Origin of the sequence: Pseudomonas sp. CFBP 13719, assembly GCF_014842095.1 — a bacterium.
Taxonomy (GTDB): domain Bacteria; phylum Pseudomonadota; class Gammaproteobacteria; order Pseudomonadales; family Pseudomonadaceae; genus Aquipseudomonas.
In genome coordinates this window covers 55,095-77,364 of the sequence record NZ_JACYVB010000005.1, presented here as the reverse complement: position 1 = coordinate 77,364, position 22,270 = coordinate 55,095, and the positions used below count along the sequence as shown (strand labels likewise).

General features: G+C 56.9%; 15 protein-coding genes. 7 read left to right on the top strand and 8 right to left on the bottom strand.

Features of this window, described 5'->3' with window-relative positions; genetic code table 11:
• Window positions 1-385 precede the first annotated feature (385 nt).
• Together IFT57_RS16745 and IFT57_RS16740 are read right to left on the bottom strand one after the other, a co-directional pair.
• A complete protein-coding gene (locus IFT57_RS16745; protein ID WP_192152108.1) occupies window positions 386-2,911 on the bottom strand; it encodes a PepSY domain-containing protein in 2,526 nt (841 codons plus the stop codon).
• A 159-nt stretch (window positions 2,912-3,070) separates the two neighbouring features.
• On the bottom strand, window positions 3,071-5,380 hold the full coding sequence (locus tag IFT57_RS16740) for a TonB-dependent receptor (protein ID WP_192152107.1): 2,310 nt from the start codon (window positions 5,378-5,380) through the stop codon (window positions 3,071-3,073).
• A gap of 204 nt (window positions 5,381-5,584) precedes the next feature.
• Here IFT57_RS16740 and IFT57_RS16735 point away from each other — a divergent pair, with 204 nt between their 5' ends.
• Both IFT57_RS16735 and IFT57_RS16730 read left to right on the top strand, forming a co-directional pair.
• Window positions 5,585-6,265: a Fe2+-dependent dioxygenase gene (locus tag IFT57_RS16735; protein ID WP_122475247.1), complete on the top strand. Its 681-nt coding sequence runs from the start codon at window positions 5,585-5,587 to the stop codon at window positions 6,263-6,265.
• The gene (locus tag IFT57_RS16730) at window positions 6,262-7,020 is read left to right on the top strand and encodes a tetratricopeptide repeat protein (protein WP_192152106.1); all 759 of its coding nucleotides are present in this window, start codon (window positions 6,262-6,264) and stop codon (window positions 7,018-7,020) included. Before IFT57_RS16735 ends, IFT57_RS16730 begins: the two co-directional genes overlap by 4 nt.
• A gap of 43 nt (window positions 7,021-7,063) precedes the next feature.
• Here the strand turns inward: IFT57_RS16730 and IFT57_RS16725 are convergent, their stop codons facing one another.
• Entirely contained in the window at window positions 7,064-8,227 is a 1,164-nt protein-coding gene (locus IFT57_RS16725; RefSeq protein WP_122715155.1) for a type III PLP-dependent enzyme, read from the bottom strand.
• A gap of 358 nt (window positions 8,228-8,585) precedes the next feature.
• Window positions 8,586-9,455, bottom strand: coding sequence for an isocitrate lyase/PEP mutase family protein (locus tag IFT57_RS16720; RefSeq protein WP_192152105.1), 870 nt, complete (start codon window positions 9,453-9,455; stop codon window positions 8,586-8,588).
• Window positions 9,456-9,683: 228 nt separating this feature from the next.
• Here IFT57_RS16720 and IFT57_RS16715 point away from each other — a divergent pair, with 228 nt between their 5' ends.
• Window positions 9,684-10,898, top strand: coding sequence for an MFS transporter (locus IFT57_RS16715; RefSeq protein ID WP_192152104.1), 1,215 nt, complete (start codon window positions 9,684-9,686; stop codon window positions 10,896-10,898).
• A 7-nt stretch (window positions 10,899-10,905) separates the two neighbouring features.
• Here the strand turns inward: IFT57_RS16715 and IFT57_RS16710 are convergent, their stop codons facing one another.
• The gene (locus IFT57_RS16710) at window positions 10,906-12,978 is read right to left on the bottom strand and encodes a putative bifunctional diguanylate cyclase/phosphodiesterase (RefSeq protein ID WP_192152103.1); all 2,073 of its coding nucleotides are present in this window, start codon (window positions 12,976-12,978) and stop codon (window positions 10,906-10,908) included.
• 241 nt (window positions 12,979-13,219) lie between these two features.
• Here IFT57_RS16710 and vapB point away from each other — a divergent pair, with 241 nt between their 5' ends.
• From vapB to IFT57_RS16690, 4 genes are all read left to right on the top strand, one after another.
• A complete protein-coding gene (vapB, locus tag IFT57_RS16705) occupies window positions 13,220-13,450 on the top strand; it encodes a type II toxin-antitoxin system VapB family antitoxin (protein ID WP_192048549.1) in 231 nt (76 codons plus the stop codon).
• Window positions 13,450-13,860, top strand: coding sequence for a type II toxin-antitoxin system tRNA(fMet)-specific endonuclease VapC (vapC, locus tag IFT57_RS16700; RefSeq protein WP_192152102.1), 411 nt, complete (start codon window positions 13,450-13,452; stop codon window positions 13,858-13,860). Before vapB ends, vapC begins: the two co-directional genes overlap by 1 nt.
• 722 nt (window positions 13,861-14,582) lie before the next feature.
• Complete coding sequence (locus tag IFT57_RS16695) at window positions 14,583-16,400, top strand: RNA-directed DNA polymerase (RefSeq protein ID WP_192152101.1); 1,818 nt, start codon at window positions 14,583-14,585, stop codon at window positions 16,398-16,400.
• A gap of 16 nt (window positions 16,401-16,416) precedes the next feature.
• Window positions 16,417-17,946 (top strand): DNA polymerase, encoded by a 1,530-nt coding sequence (locus tag IFT57_RS16690; RefSeq protein ID WP_244657360.1) that lies wholly within the window; start codon window positions 16,417-16,419, stop codon window positions 17,944-17,946.
• Window positions 17,947-18,347: 401 nt separating this feature from the next.
• Here IFT57_RS16690 and IFT57_RS16685 read toward each other — a convergent pair whose 3' ends face one another.
• The 3 genes from IFT57_RS16685 to IFT57_RS16675 all read right to left on the bottom strand — a co-directional run bounded on the left by IFT57_RS16685 (window position 18,348) and on the right by IFT57_RS16675 (window position 22,089).
• Window positions 18,348-18,956: a hypothetical protein gene (locus tag IFT57_RS16685; protein WP_192152099.1), complete on the bottom strand. Its 609-nt coding sequence runs from the start codon at window positions 18,954-18,956 to the stop codon at window positions 18,348-18,350.
• Between the two features lie 185 nt (window positions 18,957-19,141).
• Window positions 19,142-19,624, bottom strand: a complete 483-nt coding sequence (locus IFT57_RS16680) for a hypothetical protein (RefSeq protein WP_192152098.1) — start codon at window positions 19,622-19,624, stop codon at window positions 19,142-19,144.
• Between the two features lie 14 nt (window positions 19,625-19,638).
• The gene (locus IFT57_RS16675; protein ID WP_342030365.1) at window positions 19,639-22,089 is read right to left on the bottom strand and encodes a DotA/TraY family protein; all 2,451 of its coding nucleotides are present in this window, start codon (window positions 22,087-22,089) and stop codon (window positions 19,639-19,641) included.
• Window positions 22,090-22,270 lie beyond the last annotated feature (181 nt).

The following is a 22,270-nucleotide window of genomic DNA, read 5'->3' as shown; positions in this document are numbered from 1 at the left end:
ATGCACCGCCGACGCGGCTCGCGCCGCTGCTACAGGGGGCGCGATCGGCCTGGATGGGGCGGGCACGCCGCATGCGGTGTGCGGTTTCATCGGGGTGAACAAGATACACCGCATGTACCGCCGACGCGGCTTGCGCCGCTGCTACAGGGGGCGCGATCAGCCTGGATGGGGCGGGCACGCCGCACGCGGTGTGCGGTTTCATCGCGGTGAGGCTGATACACCGCATGTACCGCCGACGCGGCTTGCGCCGCTGCTACAGGGGGCGCGATCAGCCTGGATGGGGCGGGCACACCGCACGCGGTGTGCGGTTTCATCGCGGTGAGGTTGACACACCGTAACCCCCTGTAGCAGCGGCGCGAGCCGCGTCGGCGGTATACGCGATGGTTCAGTAGACGTCGCGGCGGTAGCGGCCGGTTTCGATCAGGTCGTCCAGGCGTTCGCGGCCCAGTATCTGCGTCAGCACTTCATCCACGCCGCTGGCCATCCCCTGCAGGCTGCCGCACACATAGATCACTGCGCCATCCTCCACCCACTGCAGCAACACCTCTCCCGCCTCGCGCAACCGATCCTGCACGTACACCTTGTGCGCCTGATCGCGCGAAAACGCCAGATCCAGCCGCGCCAGGTCACCGCTTGCCAGCCACCCCAGCAACTCATCCGCGCACAGGAAATCATGGTTCCGGTTACGTTCGCCGAACAGTAACCAATTGCGCCGCTGACCTTGTTCAATGCGGCCCTTGAGCAAGCTGCGCAACCCGGCCAGCCCCGTGCCGTTGCCCAGTAGAATCACCGGTACCGGTTCCTGCGGTAGATGAAAGCCGGCGTTGCGCCGCAAGCGCAGGCTGACCGCGCCGTGCAGCTGGGCGTGTTCGGTCAGCCATCCCGAGCCCAGCCCGAGGCTGCCGTCGACGTGGCGCTCCTGGCGCACGATCAATTCCAGCCGGCCGTCGCTGGGCAGCGAAGCAATGGAATACTCACGTGCAGCGATGGGTATCAGCGCATCCACCAGCGCCTGTGCATGCAGACCGACCAGGTGCCCGCGACTGGCCGGCAGCTGACGACTGGCCAACGCCTGGCCAAGCGGCTCTTGCAGACCATCGACCGCAACCATGGCTGACGCTTGCAGCCCCAGCCCCGACAAACACTGGTCGATGGCCGCGCAGCTGTTGCGCGGCAGCACGTCGACCAGATCGCCAGCCTGCCATTGGGCGTCGCCATCATTGTGCAAGGCAATGCGATAGACCGCCGCGCCTTCACTCCCCGGATTCAGCAGTTGGCGTTCGATCAAGGTCCACGGGCTGAACACCGGTGCCTGCCACACGGCCTGGGCGACGCCCCCGGTCAGCCCGCTCAATTGCTGCTGCCAGTGCTGCAAGGCTGCCGGGTCGGCGTTGTCGACCTCGATCGAGGCAAACAGCGGCTGGGCGCCACGGGCATCGAGCCATTGGTCCAGACGATGAGCAAAGCCACAGAACTGCTGGTATTGCCGGTCGCCCAGTGCCAGCACCGCGTAGCGCAAGCCGGGCAGGGCACAGGCACTGCCGAGCACCTTGCGCTCGAACCCGCGCGCGGTGTCGGGTGCCTCGCCGTCGCCGAACGTGCTGACCACGAACAACGCCTTGTCGGCCTGCTGCAGCTGCGATTCATCCACCTCGCCCAAGGCGCGGACACGCACGTTTTGCCCAGCCGACTGCAGTTGCCCGGCGGTTTGCCACGCCAGTTGCTCGGCGAAACCGCTCTGGCTGGCGAACCCGATCAACCAGCCGGCCGACGCCTCGTCCTGCTCATGCAATGCGCCGCGAGCCAGCCGCACCTGGCGCTTCTTGCGACGTCGATCCAGGTACAGCAGCCAGCCTGTAATGAGGAACAACGGCATCGTCAGGCTCGCCAGCATCATCAGGATACGACCGCCCAGGCCAAAATAACTGCCCACATGCAGGGCGTAGATGCTGGTCAGCAGTTGCGCCTTCAGCGACTTGTCCTCATAGCGCTGGATGTCCTTGACCTGACCGGTAGCGGGGTCGAGGCTGAGCAGGCCGAAGGCACGATCATGGGGCGAATCCGTGCGCAGGTAGAACACCGTCGCCGGCAGCCCGACATTGCCCGGAATACGCATGTTGACCACGCTCAACCGGGGGCCGACCGCGCCCTGGATGCTGGCCCACAGCGCGTCGTAATCGACTTTGGGCGCCACATCGGCAGAAGACGCGGTACGCCGCTCCATGCGCTGGGCGGCGGGGTTGTCGGAGAGCATTCTGTTCACTGCGTTGCCGAACCACTGGTAAGACCAGGTCAGGCCGGTCAGGGCCGCCAGCAGGTAGAACAGCAGGCACCAGGTGCCGAACACCGCATGCAGGTCCCAATTGAAGGCGCGACCCTTCTTGGCCCAGTCCAGGGTCAGCCAGGTGCGCCATTGCAGCGCCTTGCGCGGCCAGCGCAGATACAGGCCGGAAAGACAGAAGAACACCAGCATCAAGGTACAGGCGGCGGTGATCTGCCGGCCCGTCGCGCCCATGGCCAGGAAGCGATGCAGATCCAGCATCAAGTCGAAGAAGCCTTCGCCGACCACTTCGCCCTGCAACTCCCCGGTGTACGGATCGAAATAGGCCGAAGGCCCTCGACGTTGCCCTGGCGGCGGGGTGAACGACACCCGTGCGGCGCTGCCGTCGACCAGATCCACGCGCAATGCGGCAACCTTGCTGCCTTGCCGCTGCTCGAGGATGTCCACCAGCTGCGCGGCAGGGAGGATGCCGCTATCGCGAATCTGCACGTTCAGGGTCTGCGGATTGAGCGCGCGCAGGATTTCATCCTCGAACGAATAGCTGGCTCCGGTGATACCCATCAGGGCCAGCACCAGGCCGCCGGTGATGCCGAAAAACCAGTGCAACTGGAAGAGGACGTTCTTGAACACGAATCACCTTGAGCGGGCCGATCGAAAGGAGGGCAGACGGCATTATGCAGCACTGGCTGAGAATCAGTCTCAGGCGCACCGATTCTGATCATTGCCGTTGCGACGTGAAACGCCCCGCGTCGTCGAAACGAGCGGGGCGCAGCAACCGACGCGCAGTGGCTAGAAGTGGAAGTTGGTGCTCAGCAGCGCCGTCCGTCCCGCCGCCTGATTGGCGAAATGGGTGCTGAACGCCTTGTCGTAGTAGGTCTTGTCGGCCAGGTTCTGCACGTTCAACTGCACGTCGAAATGCTTGTTGATCTTGTAGCTGGCCATGGCATCCAGGCGCACGTAGCTGTCGACCATGGTGGTGTTGGCGACATTGCCGAACACGTCGTCGACATAGAATGCGCCGCCGCCGATGGTCAGCTTGGGCGTCAGGTTATAGGTGGTCCACAGGCTGGCGCTGTTGTTCGGCGTGTTGGGCATCTGATTGCCGTCGTTGGCCGCGCCCAGCGGGCCGTTGTCGACCACGCGCGCCTGCAGGTAGCTGTAGCCGGCGAACACCTGCCATTGCTCGGTAAGCTTGCCGGACGCCGACAACTCCAGGCCATCGACGCGGGTCTTGCCGGCGTTCTCGTAGGCAAAGGTGCTGGTCTGCACGCGGGTGTTTTCTTTCTCGGTGCGAAACAGTGCGGCGGTCAGCGACAGGCGCTGATCGAGCAGGTCCCATTTGGTGCCGACTTCGTAGTTGGTGGTTTCTTCGGGCTCAAGATCACTGCTCAGCAGGTTGCCTGCGCGATCCGGTGCGCCGCCCAGCGGGTTGCCTTCCATGCCTTCGCCCACCAGCGAACCGGGTGGGGTGGCGGAGGTGGCGTAGGACACGTACACGCTGCCGTTCTCGGCGGGTTTCCACACCAGCCCCAGTTGGCCAGTGACGAATTCGCTGGTGTCCTTGCTCTTGGCCGTGGTGGCACCGGCGGCGGTGAAGGTGCGGTAGTCGGTTTCGAAGTGGTCGTAGCGCAGGCCGGCGTTCACCTGCCATTGCGGACTCAACTCCAGCGTGTCGAACACGTAGATCGCCCGCGTTTTGCTCGAGGTGTCGGTACCGGCGTAGTTGCGGGCAATGGCGCCGCTCCACGGGTCGTCCGGATTGGGGTTGGCCAGCGACGTGCAGTTGTAGCCGCTGGAAACGATGCTGCCAGGTGTGCAGTTGGTGCTTGCGCCGGCGGTGCGCGGCGTGGTGTCGGTGTTGACGGTGTAGGAACTGCGGTCACTGTCTTCGCGGCTGAATTCGATGCCGGTGGAGAAGCTGTTCTTCAACCCGCCGAGGTAGAAATCACCGAACAGATCGGTCTGGTTGGTGGTGGTCGCGGTGTTGCCGACGCGGCTGTTGGCGCGGCGCCAGACACTGCCGTTGTTGACGTTGCGCTGGCTGTCGTCTGGCTGGGTGAGGATGTAGTCCTGCATGGTGTTGCCATGGCGCAGGGTGTTCTTCACGGTCAACGCGTCGGTGAGGTCGTGCTCGATGGCGAAGGTGGCGATGTCGCTGCGCGTCTTGCGGAAGTCACGGTCGCTCAGGCCATAGAAGTTGTTGCTCCTGCCGCCGTCCTCAGGCTTGTCCGGATTGGCCGAGGTGCGGCCGGCGTTGCCCGCCGCCGGAATGCTGTAGGGAATGCCCGAGTCGGGCAGGTCGTCGCTCTCCAGGTGGTAATAGTCGAGGAAGATCCGCGTCTCGGTGCCCAGGCCGAAGGCCAGCGACGGGGCAATGCCCCAGCGGTCGTAGTCGACCTGGTCGCGGCCGGCCACGTTGCTCTGGTGGCTCATCAGGTTGAGTCGCCCGGCGGCGCTGTCGCTGAATTGGTAGTTGCCATCCAGGGTATAACGCTGGGTCTGGTCCGAGCCCCAGGTGAAACCGCCATCCAGTGAGTCGCCCAGATGCGCTTTCTTGCTCACCAGGTTGATGGTGCCGCCCGCAGCGCCACGGCCGCCGATGGCCGAGTTGGGGCCTTTGCTGACCTCGATGGATTCCACGGCAAAGATTTCCCGGCTTTGCGCGCCGGCATCGCGTACGCCGTCCAGGTAAGTGTCACCCTGTGCATCGAAACCGCGAATGAAGGGTCGGTCGCCCTGCGGGTTACCGCCTTCGCCGGCGCCGAAGGTGATGCCCGGTACCGTACGCAAGGCGTCCTGCAGATTGAGCGCGCCGGTGTCCTTGATCACCTGTTGCGGCACCACGGTCACCGAGCGCGGCGTATCGACCAGCGGCGCGGTGTACTTGGCGGACGAGGCGCGCTCGACCTGATAGGACGTCGGCTCCTGAGCGTCGCCGGTGATGCTGGTGGCGCCGAGCGATACCGAAGCGCCCTTGGCCTCGTTGGCCGGCGCGGCCTGTGCCGTTGGCGCGGCGCAGGTAGCGCCCAGGGCCATGCCGATGGCAGAGGCCAGCAGCCGTGGCGATGAGACAGGAATGAAGTGGTGTTGGCGCGTCATGGTAGAAACCTTCCCCAAGGTTATGAGGCGGCGGAGCATAATGTAACTGCATATTTGTAGCAATTGCGAAATATTGCTATTCGAGAGCCGTTTACATTCTTTACAATTTCGTCGGCTGTTTGTCTGCGTTCCTGGACATACGCGCTTGTGTTCCGGCAATGGGAATCAATACCATTGCTGCCCCTCGGCTTGCGGTGACTTTCCATGCTCCTACACATTCCCGGATTGTTCGCGCGTGACGAAGTGCTGCGCATTCGTCAGGCCCTGGAACAGGCCGATTGGGCGGATGGGCGGATGACGGCAGGCCATCAGTCGGCCAAGGCCAAGCACAACCTGCAACTGCCCGAAGGCCATCCGCTGGCGATGGAGATCGGCGCAGCGCTGCTCGAACGACTTTGGGCCAACCCGTTGTTCATGTCGGCGGCATTGCCGAACAAGGTGTTTCCACCGCTGATCAACTGCTACACCGCAGGCGGAAGTTTCGATTTTCACATCGACAATGCGGTACGCCAGGCCAAGGGCAGTATCGAGCGCGTACGCACTGACCTGTCCTCGACCCTGTTCTTCAGCGACCCGCAGGACTACGACGGCGGCGAACTGGTGATCCAGGACACCTTCGGCACCCGTGAAGTCAAGCTGCCGGCCGGAGACCTGCTGCTGTACCCGGCCACCAGCCTGCACAAGGTGCGTGCGGTCAGCCGCGGCGCGCGCTTCGCGTCGTTCTTCTGGACGCAAAGCCTGGTGCGCGAAGACAGCCAGCGGGCGCTACTGTTCGAGATGGACGGGGCAATCCAGCAGTTGAGCCGCGACGTCCCCGAGCACCCCTCGCTGATTCAACTCACCGGCACCTACCACAACCTGCTGCGGCGCTGGGTGGATGTATGAATGCCGACTTCAGCCTGCGCCGCCTTGAGGTGCTGGACAACGAACAACTGCAGGCGATGCTCGCTGCCGAACCGCGCAAGGCTGCCCAGGCGCTGGTGATCGCCGCAGGGCAGGGCGTGGTCGATGCCCAGGCGCTGCTTGGGCAGATTCTGCTCGACGGCCGCGGTATCGAACGCGATGCGGTGCTTGCACTGAAATGGTTTGCCATCGCGGCCCGCCGGGGCCATGCCATGGCGCACAACATGCTCGGCCGCTGCCACGAACACGGTTGGGGCTGCGAGGCCAGTGCCGAACGTGCTGTCGGCCATTACCTGCACGCTGCACGGGCCGGGCTCGATTGGGGCCTGTACAACTTGGCCAATCTGCTGGGTACTGGACGCGGCGTGGCACTCGACCACCCACGAGCGTTCGCCTGCTATCTGCAGGCGGCCACCATGGGCCACGCCAAATCCATGAATCTGGTAGGCCGTTACCTGGAACAGGGGCTGGTGGCGGGCGCCGATCTGCCCAGGCCGCAGGTCTGGTACATGCGTTCAGCGCAGGCAGGAGACTTCCGCGGGCAGTTCAGCCATGCCGCGATGCTGGCAGAGGAGGGCGACGTCGATACCGCACTGATCTGGCTGCAGCGGGCGCTTGACGGAGGGAATGCAAATTTCCTGCGCAGCAGCATGAAGGTGCTGGAGCAGGCCAGACAGCCGGCCATCAGGGCGATGGCCAGCCTCTACGCACAGCGCTTGCAAGCGCTGGAGCAGTAGAGTCACGGGCAGCCCCAAGGCTGCCCGCAAGCCTCAGGTGCATTCAGACGTAGAACGATTTCAAAGGCGGGAAGCCGTTGAATTCCACCGCGCTGTAGCTGGTGGTGTAGGCACCGGTGGACAGCCAGTACAGGCGGTCGCCGATGGCCAGGTTCAACGGCAGGCCGTACTTGTAGTGCTCGTACATGATGTCGGCGCTGTCGCAGGTTGGCCCAGCGATCACCACCTCTTCCATCTCGCCTTTCTTCTCGGTCCAGATCGGGAACTTGATGGATTCGTCCATGGTTTCGATCAGCCCGCTGAACTTGCCCACGTCGGTGTACACCCAGCGCTCTACCGCGGTACGCGACTTGCGCGCCACCAGCACCACTTCACTGACCAGAATGCCAGCGTTGGCGATCAGCGAACGGCCCGGTTCGAGGATGATTTCCGGCAGTTCGTCACCGAAGTCTTCCTTGAGGAAACGGATGATTTCCTCGGCATAGGTTTCCAGGCTGTTGGTGCGGGTGATGTAGTTGGCCGGGAAGCCACCGCCCATGTTGATCAGCTTGAGAACGATGCCGTCTTCTTCCTTGAGGCGTTCGAAGATCACCTTGACCTTGGCGATCGCCGCGTCCCAGACGCTGATGTCACGCTGCTGCGAGCCCACGTGGAAGGAGATGCCGTACGGCACCAGACCCAGGTCGCGCGCCAGGATCAACAGGTCCATGGCCATGTCGGTCTGGCAGCCGAACTTGCGCGACAGCGGCCAGTCGGCCGTGGTCGAGCCTTCGGTAAGGATCCGTACGTAGACCTTCGAGCCCGGCGCGGCCTTGGCGATGTTGCGCAGGTCGGCTTCGGAGTCGGTGGCGTACAGGCGCACGCCCTTGTCGTAGAAGTAGCGGATGTCCTTGGACTTCTTGATGGTGTTGCCGTAGCTGATGCGCTCCGGCCCCACGCCCTGGTTCATGACCTTGTCCAGCTCGTAGATCGAGGCAATGTCGAAGCTCGAGCCTTTGTCGCGCAGCAGGTCGATGATTTCCACGGCCGGGTTGGCCTTGACCGCGTAATACACCTTGGCAAATTCGAAACCGGCGCGCAGGTCATCGTAGGCCTTGCTGATCATGGCGGTATCGATAACTACGAATGGGGTTTCTTGCTTGTCGGCGAACGCCTTCATTTTGTTGAAGGTATCGGGTGCGAAGTAGTCTTCGACGTTGATCGACATGCTAGGGACTCCTGGTGGCAAACGTCGTGAATATAAATGGGCTCAAATGACCATCCTCCGTATCCCCACTTTGGTTCGCCTACTTCCCAAGGCATGTCGGGCGAAAGCAAAAAGGCCACGGAAAGCTGCTTTCCGATGGCCTGTTGTCTCGTCGTCAGTACTTGAGCCGGATGGATCGTTTCCAGCATGGACGGTCGGCGCGAACTTTAGGGCGTGGAAGGCTTTAGAGCAACTAAAAATGTCGCGTTTTCGTACGTTGCTCGATTGCTGGCACTGCAACCGCTGCACACTCTTGCAGCGGTTCCCTTTTAACCGACCCACATGACCGCATGATGTTCCCGAGGGGCTGGCCCGTCGGTCACTCCTTCACGTTCATGAATTCCTTGGCCCAGCTCACGTAGCTCTCCGGATGGGTGTAGGTGTGGGTCAGTTCGGTGGCGCTCAGATCGGTGCTCTTGCTGAACTGCTGGCGCTGTTCGCGCAGCGAGTCGTAGGTCGCCTTGATCGCTGCAAAATAGGCGCCGTGACCGTCCACCACCACGCGCACACCCAACGCCGCCAGGCGTGCGTCGTCGTGCAGCGCAGGGTTGCCGTAGGTCACCAGCATCAGCGGCACACTGAGGTTTTCGGCAATCTGTTCCAGATGCTCGAAGTCCTTCACGCCGACCATGCAGATGCCATCGGCGCCAACGGCCTGGTAAGCCTGGGTGCGGCTGATCACTTCCTGGGTCGAGAGCACCCCGGCGTGGGTCCGGGCGACGATGGTCAACTCGGGATCGACCCGCGCTTCCAGCGCCGCGCGGATCTTGCCGACCCCTTCGGCCACCGAGATGAGGTCGGTGGAGCGGCGACCGAACTGCGCCGGCAGCAGGGTATCCTCGATGGTCAGGGCACCGATGCCGGCGCGTTCCAGTTCGACCACGGTACGCATCACGTTCAGCGCGTTGCCATAGCCGTGGTCGGCGTCGGCAATCACCGGCAACTGCGCCACACGACCGATGCGCGTGGCCTGCTCGGCGAACTCGGACAGGGTGATCAGGGCGAAGTCGGGGGCCGCCAGCACCTGCAGCGACGCCACCGAACCGCCGAGAATACCGACCTCGAAGCCCAGGTCGGCGGCAATGCGGGCAGACATCGGATCGAACACCGAAGCGGTGTGATAACACTGTTTTGAAGCAAGCAGCTCACGGAACTGGCGACGCAGGGCCGTGTGGGAAACTTTGGGCATGATCGCTCCTGATTCTGGCGAAACCCCAATGCCTCATGCGGAGGGTTTCTGGAACTTTATCGATTCTTCATGGGTTTTTAGTGACTGGCGCCAGTTTATCACCGCACGGGTGAAGTTGTATTCGTTGGCGCCATTGCGCCGTGCCTGATTCGCCTGCGTCGGCAACTGGCGACGGCGCACGCAAAATGGCAGAGTGTCCGGCCATGCCTGCCTGCCAACGGAATCCCCATGGCCACTCCCACAACAATCGCCAACCCCGCGCCAGGCGCTGCACAGACCAGTCCGCTGGTGATGCGCATCCTGGGTGCCTGCGCCCTCGCGCACCTGGTCAACGACCTGATCCAGGCGGTGCTGCCGTCGATCTATCCCATGCTCAAGGCCAGCTACGGGCTGACCTTCACCCAGGTGGGCCTGATCACCCTGACCTTCCAGGTCACCGCGTCATTGCTGCAGCCCTGGATCGGCTTCTATACCGATCGCCATCCCAAACCACTGCTGTTGCCTGCCGGCATGGTCTGCACATTGATTGGCATCATGCTGCTGTCCATGGTCGGCAGCTTCCCGATGATTCTGCTGGCGTCGGCGCTGATCGGCATTGGCTCCTCGACCTTTCACCCGGAAACCTCACGGGTGGCGCGGCTGGCCTCCGGTGGTCGCTTCGGCCTGGCGCAATCCACCTTCCAAGTGGGCGGCAATACCGGGTCGGCGTTCGGTCCACTGCTGGCGGCGGCCATCGTCATTCCGTTCGGGCAGGGGCATGTGGCCTGGTTCGGCCTGATCGCGGTGTTCGCCGTGGCGCTGCTGTATGCCATCAGCCGCTGGTACCGTGGCCATCTCAACCAGTTCAAGGCGCGCGCCGGCCAGAGCGCCAGCCACGGCCTGTCCAAGGGGCGAGTCAAGGCCGCGCTGGTGGTGCTGGCACTGCTGGTGTTCTCCAAGTATTTCTACATGGCCAGCTTCACCAGCTACTTCACCTTCTACCTGATCGAGAAGTTCGACCTGTCGGTGGCCAGTTCGCAGTTGCACCTGTTCCTGTTTCTCGGCGCAGTGGCGGCCGGGACCTTTTTCGGCGGGCCCATCGGCGACAAGATCGGCCGCAAGGCGGTGATCTGGTTTTCCATCCTGGGGTCGGCGCCGTTCACCCTGATGCTGCCCTATGTCGACCTGTTCTGGACCAGCGTGCTGAGCGTGGTCATCGGCTTCATCCTGGCGTCGGCATTTTCCGCCATCGTGGTGTATGCGCAGGAATTGGTGCCAGGCAACGTAGGCATGATCGCCGGGGTATTTTTCGGCCTGATGTTCGGTTTCGGCGGCATCGGCGCGGCGCTGCTCGGCCATCTGGCGGACATTCACGGCATCGAGTACGTGTACTGGCTGTGCTCGTTCCTGCCCTTGTTCGGCATCCTGACGATCCTGCTGCCGAGCACCAAGAAGGCGGTATAGGATAGCGCTAGCGGGCGCGATGCTCGGCCGGCTGTGGACGGCCGAACAGGTAGCCCTGGAAATGCGAGCAGCCTTCGGCCTTGAGTCGCATGAACTGTTCGTCGCTTTCCACGCCCTCGGCCGTGACCTGCATCTGCAGGCTGCGGCCCATGCCGGTGATTGCGCGGATGATGGCGATGGCCTCGTTGCTGTCACCCATGTCGTGCACGAATGACTTGTCGATCTTGATCTTGTCGAAGGCAAATGCGCGCAAGTAGCTGAGGGACGAATAACCGGTGCCGAAATCGTCCAGGGCGATGCGCACACCCAGGGCTTTCAAGCGCTGCAGGATACTGATGTTGGCCTGGTTGTTGTCCAGCAGCACCGATTCGGTGATCTCCAGTTCCAGCCGTGCGGCGTCCAGGCCCGACTCGCTCAACGCTGCCTGTACCAGTTCCACCAGGCCATTGTTGCGAAACTGCACCGGCGACAGGTTGACCGCCACGGTCAGCTCGCCCGGCCAGCGTTGCGCTTCGTGGCAGGCTTCGCGCAATGCCAGCGCACCCAGCTCGTGGATCAGCCCGGTTTCTTCGGCGATGGCGATGAAGTCCAGCGGCATGATCATGCCGTGTTGCGGATGCTGCCAACGCATCAGCGCCTCATAGCCGATGATCCGTGTGTCGCGCTTGTCGATGATGGGTTGGTAATACAGATGCAGCTGTTTGTCGACGATGGCCTGACGGAGATCGCTTTCCACCGTGCGGCGCTTCTGCGCCAAGGCATCCATGCGTGGATGAAAGTATTCGTAGCGATGGCGGCCATTGCGCTTGGCCTCATACAAGGCCATGTCGGCGCAGCGCAGCAATTCCTCCGGCGTGTTCTGATCCCTAGACGCCAGCGCAATGCCCACGCTCAGGCCCACGCAGAGGCTGTGGCCCTCGATCAAGAAAGCCGGCTCGATCGTGTCGATCAGGCGTTGCGCGCTGAGCTGAGCGTCTTCACCGTTCTTGAGTTCGGGCAGAATCACCGCGAACTCATCGCCGCCCAGGCGCGCCAACGTGTCCTTGACCCGCAGCACGTCGCGCAGGCGCGTGGCGATGGCGCGCAGCAGACGGTCGCCGAACTCATGGCCGAGGGCATCGTTGACGTTCTTGAAGTTGTCCAGGTCCAGGCACAGGGTCGCCGTCACGCGGTCGCGGCTGGCGTCTTCACGCAAGGCCTCGTCGAGACGTTGGCGGAACAGCGCCCGATTGGGCAGCCCGGTCAGGCTGTCGTGGTGAGCCATGTGGCGAATGCGCGCCTGGGCAGCGTTTTCGTCGGTGATGTCTTCCACGATCAGCAACACGTAACTGCTGCCCAGTTCCTTGCCGCGTATGGTCACCGTCTTGCTGCGCAAGGTCCGCAGGCCTAGCAGGGTGTGCTGCTGGCTCTGGGCATGGTGCAACCCCTCGGTACGCACGCACTGGTCGGTCAACCTGCGCAGATAACCGCTCAACGCCGGCGCCAGGCACTCTTCCAATTGCCGACCGATCATCTGCTCACGGGCATTGCCGAACAGCCGCTCAGCCTGCAGATTCACCAACAGGATCTGCCGTGAGACGGCGTCCTGCACGATCACGCTGGACGGAATATTGGCGATGACCGAATCGAGAAACATCGATAACGAGGCCATCTCGGCGCTGTGACTTTCCGCCAGGCGCTTGGCTTCCAGCAGGCTCAAATCCCGCGCACGCTTCTCGCTGATGTCGCGCGTGACCTTGGCGAAGCCGAGCAACTGGCCCCGGTCGTCATGGATGGGCTCGATCACTACATGGGTCCAGAACAGCGTGCCGTCCTTGCGCACCCGTTGGCCTTCGCATTCGAAGCGCCCCGCCTCCAGCGCCGTCGCCAGGCTCTGCGCCGGCAAGCCCCGAGCACGGTCCTCGGAAGTGTAGAAGCACGAAAAATGCTGCCCGACGATCTCCTCCGTACGATACCCCTTGGCGCGCTGCGCCCCGGCGTTCCAATTCGAAACGATGCCCTGCGGCGAGAGCATGTAGATCGCATAGTCCACCACGCCCTGTACGAGCAGCCTGTACATCACATCGGAATTTTCGTTCATGGGGTGGCGTCTGCTGGGGGGAACTACGGCGCGGTTGAAGGCAGCGGGTGGTCACCAGGGCGCGGTAAGCCGTGCAGGTGTCTGGTCCACAGGTTGTCGGCTGGCCATGCGCTATCTTTAACAGGTCTGGTTGTACGTCAGACGATCACATGTCGCGCATTGATTTGAAATGTATATCCATTAGGTATATACATTGTCTGGCGATTGACTGCAGATTCACGATTTGAAGCGAGGTACACCCATGGAGCAAGGTTCTGTCTTCTTGAGCAACAAAAGCCAGGCCGTTCGTTTGCCCAAAGCGCTGGCGCTGCCCGAAGGCGTCAAGCGAGTCGACGTGGTCGCCATCGGCCGGACACGCATCCTTACCCCTGCCGGCGAGTCATGGGATAGCTGGTTCGAGGGTGAAGGTGTGACCAGCGACTTCATGCTCGATCGAGAGCAGCCAGCCATCCAGGAGCGCGACGGATTCTGATGCTGAAATTCATGCTCGATACCAACATCTGCATCTTCACCATCAAGAACCGTCCCGAACACGTTCGTGCTGCCTTCAAGCGCAGCCACGGCCAGATGTGCATCAGTAGCGTCACCCTGATGGAACTGATCTACGGTGCCGAGAAATCCTTGCACGTTCAGCGCAATCTAGAAGTGGTGGAGAGTTTCGCCGCGCGGTTGGAGGTGCTCGATTACGACAACGGCGCCGCTGCTCACACTGGGCAGTTGCGTGCCGAGCTGGCTCGATTGGGTACGCCAATCGGCTCCTACGACCACATGATCGCAGGACACGCTCGCTCCAGAGGGCTGATCCTGGTTAGCAACAACACAAAAGAGTTCATGCGCGTGCCTGGGCTTCGGATCGAGGACTGGGCAACGACTGATGCCTGAACGCAAAAGCCCCGTATCGCAGGGCGATGACGGGGCTTTTGAGATGTGCGTGAAGCGGTGTGGCGGGGCGGCTCAGACGTTAAACCGTCTATATCTGTCTATGTGCTTGTTTATTAACGATTAATTGATAAAAAGACAATTTTGTACTCGATTTTATACTCATCTGCCACTTCTCTGCTTCATTCGGCCACCAGATAGCACCGAATCATTCCCATGTAGTATCGACCGATAACCGCTGATTCGCGTCAGACGAACCATTAGGCGTCCGCACGTCACTCGGTGGTCGACGCGTGGAAGGACAAAGTATCGCTAAAGCACGGTTGACCCTCCCGGTTGTTACTACGGCCTAGTGCAGAGGTTAGCTACGTGACTGAGATGACGGACGCAGATGTGAATGCATTATGGTGCGAAAATGTGGGTTTCCCGGCAAAATCAATTGTTGAGGCATCGGACTGTGGCCATGCGTCGTTTACCGCCTCGTCCTGGAGGCTCAGAACGCACCAGCAGGTCCTCGCCGGTCCAGGGGGACATCCTGGTATAGGGGTGTCCGGAGGCAATTCAGAGGTTCGTGGCCATCATAGCCATCTTTATGGAAGATTTTTAGATGCCTGATTAAACGCGATGCTACTCATCGTCAAAAGCTCTCCTGTCTCGCTTCACTATACGGGCATGGCAGAGACACGGAACGGTCATGACTACGAGATGGAATCAAGGAGATTAAAATGGTCGACCAATCCTCTATTCCAGAAGATGCTAATTCTTTAATCAAAAAAATTGATGACCTGATAAGTTCAATTGCAAATAATGACTCACTTGTCAGAGGAAAGTCTGTTCGCTCGAAGCTCTCAAAACTAGTTGATGAGTGTAACGCTCGACACCTCAGAGCTAAGACAAAAATTGAGAGCTTTGAACTGTTGGCATTTACCATAAATACAGAAGCCGTGCTACAGCATCTGAACCAGGATATGAGAAGTGACTGGTTCGTAGATGCGATCCAGCATCGAGATTTATTTGAGAATAAATCATCGCTTAGTGATACTTTGAGAATGCTGTTGTCAGCTGATAACGGTAGATATTTGGGAGGCGATAGAAAGATTTATGACATACCCAAAAAAGGGCTCGGAATCCGATACTCATTAGAGACGGATTTTTATGATCGATTCATATACCAAGCAATCTGCTCCTATTTGATGCCTTTTTTCGATCCCTTACTCTCCCATCGGGTTTTGAGTCATCGCTATAATAAGCACAGAACATCCGAGCGATACATATTTAAAAGCAGGATTGAGCTTTGGAAAACCTTTGAGGGGGTAACAAAGACGGCGCTAAAAAACAATCAGAGCCTACTGGTCACTGATCTGTTGAATTATTATGAAAATATTACTGTTGCTTCGATAAAAAGCGCATTCGAAGAGCTATTGCCGAAAGTTAACGCGACAGGTCCAGAAAAATCTTTGATACGAAACGCTATACATACGCTGTGTGAGCTTTTAGCTAGATGGAGCTATGATGACCTTCATGGGCTTCCCCAAAATAGAGATGCATCATCCTTCGTCGCTAACATTGTGCTTAATTCTGTTGACCAGGCCATGGTCACAATGGGGCATGACTATTACCGCTATGTGGATGATATTAGAATAATATGCACATCACCGCGCTCCGCGAAAAAAGTTCTAACGGAGCTCATTAGTCAGCTCCGAACGGTCGGTATGAATATCAACTCCGGAAAGACTATAATACTTACTAAGGATAATTCAGACACGGAAATAGCAGAGCACTTTCCCACAACCGATGATCGCACCATGACGATTGATACCATGTGGCGCTCTAGGAGTCGAAGAGTCATCGCTCGCTCTGCAAAATATATTTACGATCTTCTAAAGGAATGTATAGATAATAGGCAGACGCAGTCCCGACAGTTTCGGTTTGCTGTGAACAGACTCATACAATTAGCTGAATCAAACCTGTTTGACGTCCATAACTCTGTAGCTACAGATCTCAAAAAATTGCTAATTGAAACGTTGGAAGAACATGCTGCATCAACAGATCAGTATTGCAGAATACTCGGAGTGTTAGCACTCAATGAGAATGATCTAGATCAGATTTCCCAGCACCTTAGTGATTATGAAAAATCTATACACTCTTGGCAAAATTTCCATCTGTGGTTGCTGCTTTCAAAAAAATTGTATAAGTCTGAAAGCCTGATAGAACTTGCACTTGATCGGATTCGCCTTGACCTACTCCAGCCCGAAATTCCCGCAATATTTATATATCTTCGCTGCGTAGGCAAGAGTGTGTTGCTAGTGCCGCTGATAGAAAGGTTCAGCTCAGCCTGGCCCTATTACCATCAGCGAAATTTTCTACTGGCAACTAGTGACCTAGATAGGGATACCCTTAAGCCACTGATCCCTGAGTTATCCATTAAACTCAAGGGGACAGTTGATCGAGCTCGATCACACTATAATAATGGCTTGCCTCTTCTTGATAGGGAGCCGCGAAGCCCACTAGACCTATATGAAGAAATAACTCCCTATGATTAGAGCAAAGAAAGTGCTTATGTTTGTCCGGGATTATACTGACTCAGGAAATGATAAGTTTTTCTTTTGGGGAGATAGCACGCTGAGTAGTGTTACTATTCAGCAATTGGTGCTCGAAGAAGCTGAAATAGTTTGCCATGATTATTGGCTGATAGCTCCAAGGATATTTGCGTCTGCTCGTAGATTGCCGAAAACTGTAACCGATTTGGAGGAACTTAGAATAATGTCCTCAGGCGTAAAGGGTGATCGTGAAAAACGAGAAAAAATAGATATTTCGAGTGCGCTTCAAGATTTCGCTGATAGCGAGGTGATTAAATCATACATTGATATATTTCAGAAAAAATCTCCAATTGACGAGGTTATATTGCAGACGATTGGGGAAGCTCTATTCAATCTATCGGTGAAGGCAGAATTAGTTGCTAAAGATAATAATGAATGGGCAAGGTATACAACAGTGGAGCGCCCTGTTGCTGACTACCTGATTAGTTCCGCAGCGGCGGGAATTGCAATTGACACGACAAGGCTTCGGATTCATAAAGAGAATATCGAGTTCGATTATTATATGGCTCTGAAGCAGTTCTCCGCAAAATACGACGTACCCCTTGAGCTGCCATCAAATGACGACATAATTCGCCGGCTTGAACCTATGGGTTACGATTTTTTGGGCGTAGATGTTGAGTATGTACTCAACTTTGTTCCGATGAATGATAACTTCGCGATCGATCTCCTAAAATTGAGAAAAATCGCAAAATCTCGAAGTGTTCTCAACGCTATCCCGCTGAGCCAAAAAAGAATTTATCCCATAGTTGATTGCTTCGGCTCCATTACATCGAGAATTTACTTTAAAGATCCGTCTCTGCAAAATCTAGCAAAGCATCATAGAGATATACTTGTTCCCGATGAAGGCCGCGCTTTTTCTTATGTGGACTATGAGCAATATGAAGCGGGAATTATGGCTGCTTTATCCGGCGACGAGAAGTTGTTAGAATTGTATGCGGATGGCGACCTTTATAAGCAGGTGGCCAAGGATATATTTGAAGGTGAGGGCCGGCGAAAAGAAGCCAAACGGCTTTTCCTCTCTTACGCCTATGGTATGAAAAATAGACATCTAATAGATGCAGCTTTCGGGTATGGCGCTGATCGGCGTGCAACCAAAGCCTTTTTCAAGCAATTCTGCAAATTTGAAGAGTGGAAAATTTCCGTCCATGATTCATTTGGTACAGATCAGAGAATCGGCACAGTACTAGGTAATTACCTCAAGCGAGATCGAACGGATCCTCTAACAGACAAAGAAAAGCGATCTGCTGTGAGCCAGTTAGTGCAAGGTACAGCGTCTTTAATTTTCAAGAAATCCTTGATGAAACTTCGGGACGAGGCGGGGGCAGGCTTAAAAGTTCCTATGCATGATGCTGTCCTATTCGAGCACTCACTAGAATTCAACCCTCAAGTTGTCGCCGATTTATTTTCGAGCACGATGACTGACCACTTTAGTGGCAAGATTATCGGTAAGGCGTCGCTTAGCCCTTTCTCATCTAAATTAAACTCATGATTCTACTTCGGCGTTATCCAGTTTTCGAATAGCTTTAAGGACTGAGCATATCTGTTCTGAGTGAAAGCCGGGTCAAGGGCCGCCGCACCGGCTCGTCGGGCTTGCCCGTCGAACGGAGCGCCGGGGCGAAGCCTTCACCCTTGATGCGGTTGGAACGACCCAAGCCTATGCAAGGAAGGTGATGGGCGCTCTTCCCATCACCTTCCCGCCGCGTCGCAAGGCAGACTTGGGCGTCCAGAGGGGCAAGGCCCCTTTGGCCCGAGCGGAGCGGATGGCATTGTCTCGGCGGGATTTTCGAGACGCGGCCTCACGAGCCAAAAACTGATCGGCAGCGTATTCCAGTGCCGCCCAATAGGCTGAATCTAAGATCACCAGTTCGCCTTGGACAAACTTATGCGCAATCATGCCTCCACCCCTGGAAGCCAAAGCCCACGCTTCACAAACTGCTTGAATGCGCCTTCGACGTACAACGTTCCGGTGAGTACCTGCCAAGCTCGATAGCTCCACTTGATAGCAAGGATCGAGAAAGGCACTGCCATCGACAAGATGCTGATGCAGGTCATCGCCATGCTGCCTGTTGCGAGGCTGTACAAGGCGATCAAAGGACAAAGCGCAGCTAATACCCAAAACATCCGAGATTGTCGTGTGTGTGATTTAATCAAGCCCATCTGCTCTTCTTCACTCATGCCATTGAGGCGGGCACGACCCTTTTTACTAATAAGGGGAATCAGCACCTCATTGATTGAGTTTTGATCGCGCTTGGTAAAAACGCCGAAGCCACAGCCACCCGAACAAGTCCATGGGTAAATCGCATTTTCGTCTGGTTCTGCGTCTTTGTGAACGAACATCACCCCCTTGTCGCACACAGGACAATGCGGGTTCCTGATCGTGTTCACCAAGTCTTTTAAATGTTGGTGGTTCGTTGAAATACTGCGCCACCCAAAGATCGAAAGAGGCATGGAAACGCACATGAATTTTGCAGCCTTCTTTGCAGTTTTCACAATCTTCATTTCAAAGCACCTTACTCGCACGACGGCGACGTTTCACAGAGATATTGGACAGAACTTTTTCAGCTACAGCGATAAGCACCGCCATGATGTCCTGAGAGGGGAGTTCTTCTACCTTGCATCCTTGTTTCATGGTTCCGACTTCCGGGGTCAGTGGTACAAATTACCGGCCCGCAGGGGCCGGATAATTACAGCGACGGATCGCTGTCACCCTTATTATTTGGGGTTGCTGGTTTCGCGGCTTCTACCGTCTGATCCCACCATTTTTTCATGAGCGCTACCGTGTGGGGCGTGAGTTCTTGCAGCACAGGCTCATCAGCCGGCAGCACTCGGATATGTTTACCGCTTAACCAATTTTTAGACAGATCGTAGTAATGCAAAACAAGCTTAGTGATCGTATCTTGTGGAGCATTTTTTAATACTTCCATTGTGCTCATGGAAATAATCGAAAGGCTAGATATTGCATAGTTTGCTTCTTGTATTGTCACCAATAGATTAGCGTTCTCTTTTTGCAATGCGGCATAGCCAGCCTTCCATTTATTGTTTACCTGAATCCATTGGCTATTTGCGTCTTCAAACCCTGCGTCATAACCTTCATTATGCCCCTTTTGATAACCCTGCCTGCGGCCAATAATTACCCCAGTGGTTTCTGCGTTAAAGTCATAAGACATAGTTACAGTCCCCTTTAAGTAATAATCGGCTTGTCATTGTTAACGTTGCCATCTCGGCCACTAGTCTTTGGTGAAGTTTCAGAAGCAAACGATCCGCCACCAAATCCGATAGGCCCATCATCATCAGCCCCGGACGGGGCGACCCCCTGCGGGCCTGAACTAAGTAACTTAGATGCACCGCTCTGGCCACTACGGCCACCACCATCACCATCACCAACTTTATGTTGAAGGCCAGACGTCCCCCCACCGGGAATTGGCTTTTTCCCGCCACCGGTAGAGCCATTGCCCAAGCTGCTTGGCCCAAATTTTTCTGTGTTGCTTCGCATCTCACTAGTGGCCTGTGTCGATCCCATAGAATCGATGCCGATGCCGATCCATTTCAAGACCACATCTGGCAAAGTCTGCGACAACCCAAAGATCATGTAGATAACAGGCAGCAATAGCAGGCCATACATGATTAACCAGTTGCGCCATTGGAAGAACTCAACAAACCAGCCCAAAGATTCCGCACTGGTCACATTGGCCGCGTGCATTGCCCAAAACGCTTTACTGATATACAGCAGGATTGGATTTGCTATTGCCATCGCTGCAAACAAACCGAAAACGATCAGTACAGGTCTAGCAAACAGCGATAACAGCATTAAATAACCTTGTATCTGCGAACCGACAAAAGAACGCTCTGGCGTCATGTGCATCAGCGCCCAAAGTGGCGCAGCCACAACTGCTTGCAGAACACCAAGAACCCACCCGACCACGGCAATAATGAAAATGGTGTAGGGCAGAGATGGCAGAAAAACACCAAAGTAAAATGCTAGTATTCCTACCCAGCTAGCAACTTCAACAAGTGGCTTTAGGAAATTATAGACAACCCATTCAAGCAATGTGTCAGCCAACGGAGTTGCATCAATACTAGTTCCGAAAAATGATACTGACCCAACCCCAGCAGCTACCGCTTTAGCGCCTGATAGCGCAGTATGCACGATGCGATTTGTTGTGATGGCGGATGCCTGCATAAGTGCCAGAACATCACCAGTCGTCTTGATCCGCGCAATTGCATCAACATCACCGTCTGTACCAATTAGCGTGGCCGTAACTCGCTCCATACCCCAGCCGATAAAGTTGCTCATAATGCTGTCGCCACGACTACCCAAGGTATCGATGTTCAAATCATCCAGCGATGCCGGCGCTAAAGCCGCTTTAATGTCTGCTGCATTGGGCGTGACGGGCTGCTTATAGTTTGAGCCATCAAGCGACTTGCTAATGATTGCCTGATATACAGTCTGATAGCTGTTTAACGCTAACTGGCCCCCCGGGCCTCTAGGCAGCATGTTCAGGTTCGGCTGCGTTGCAACCGCAACAGGCTCTGCAAACATAGCTCCCATCTCTTGCCGAATTCCAGAGAGGCGCTGATAAAAACCCCCAGCCATCGCCCAACCGTCTTTAGTCACATCCTCGACGTACTTCGCCATTATTTTTTGTAGCGTCTTATCATTCGTCATTTGCGACGTTAGATTTTGAGTAAGCGTATTTTGGGCTTGATTGATAATGGAGTTAAAGCGGTCACTCTTAACAGCATCCCATCCGGTCTTGGTTATATCCGTGGGCCAGGTGTTAACCCATGCATCAATATCGGCCATCACGTTGTTCATGGCGGCGATCTTGGCGTTAAGCGTGGCATGGCGTACTGCCTGCATCGCGGCCTTGTTGCTGGTAATCGTAGCAGGATCGAAAATTGAACTCGTAGAGGTTGAGGTCGTCACCAGTTCCGCAGGGACGCTAAAGCTATAGACCTTAATCGACCCACAAATTGGGGTGCCACCGCCAAGGTTGGTGGCCGCATTTCTATCTTTGATGAGGTAGATCGCAGCCTGTCGTCCTATGCCGTCCTGTACCTTGGAGTCAGGCTTGGAAAGCGCCTGTACAGCGGTAGGCTGGTCAAGCGACCTATAAATTGCATTGAGGGATCGGGCGCACCAGCTCGACGCCAAATAGGCTTGGCCGAACTGGCGAATGTCGTACAACGGATAGTTGGGGTTCGGCTTCGCGCCACTACCAAATCCAAGCTGGCTACTCACGCTGCTGAGCGAGCCGTTAACAATCCCGTTCTCCACACCGGCTTTGAATACGCCGTTGGCAAAACCAATCCCCCAAAGTCCAATTGTCAGTACGATGATCTGGATAATCGAATAACCGCTTGAAGCGGGCAGTAAGACTCCACCACCGAACACGATGCGCAGCGGAGTCCAAAGCGAACTCCATGCCTTGCCCATCGCTTCGCCCTCATTAGCCGTGTTGGCGACCCCGACAATGGCGATATACGAAACGAATAAAGACGCCAGTATCAGCAGACCAGAGTTGTACTGCACGAACATCGAGGCCAGCACGTTAGAGCTGGTAGTAACAGTTTCAGGGTCATTGCCTTGTGCCAAAGCGTCAATGACCGGCCCAAAGACTGCTTTAAGCACTCCAACACTTGCGTCTGAGCAACTGCTCGCGCCGTCCGTTGTGTCACACGGTGAAAAGGGCATTCCTGCCATCTGGAAAATCTCGCGGGGGAATTCACGAGAGAGTCTATAGGCCCACTGCATCCTTTAAAAGGCAGGCAAAAATGGGACATGGACTATAGTCCATCTATTATGGACAACG